Genomic DNA, 449 nt, shown 5'->3' with positions numbered 1-449 from the left:
CTTTTTTACTTTTATTTAGGAGATTAACAAAAAAAACCTTTTAATTACTTAAAAACTATTTATAATAGGAATGTTCGTGTTTTAGTAATGAAAAGAGAAAAAATGAGGTTGAAATACTCCAAAATGTCTCCTAAAATATTAAAAAAATATTCTTTAGAAACTAAACAAAAAGTAGTCATAGCCAGACAAGCAGGGATAATGAGCGATAACCAAATTGTGAAAAAATTTAATTTAAGTCATAAATCTCTTATTTACGCTTGGCTCGCTAAATTTAAAATTCCTGATTTTAAAAGAAAAAATCGTCTTTATCCTTTGGAAACTAAATTAAAAGTCGTTTTTATGAAACAAGAAGGCCATTCTCTCAAAACTATTCAACAAAAATTCCATATTCATAATAAAGAACAAATAAGAAGATGGACTCAATGGTTTAATCAAAAAGAATTTCATCG

The 449-nt window shown here is 25.6% G+C and carries 1 protein-coding gene; it reads left to right on the top strand.

The genetic code is table 11. From position 1 onward, the window contains the following. Positions 1–123: 123 nt before the first annotated feature. A partial coding sequence (locus F1741_RS02215; protein WP_193310888.1) for a helix-turn-helix domain-containing protein occupies positions 124–449 on the top strand: 326 nt, incomplete at its 3' end.

The organism is 'Cynodon dactylon' phytoplasma (assembly GCF_009268075.1).
In the GTDB taxonomy this organism is placed as follows: domain Bacteria; phylum Bacillota_I; class Bacilli_A; order Acholeplasmatales; family Acholeplasmataceae; genus Phytoplasma; species Phytoplasma cynodontis.
Note: the sequence above shows the minus strand (reverse complement) of the source record. Positions and strands in the feature narration are given on the sequence as shown.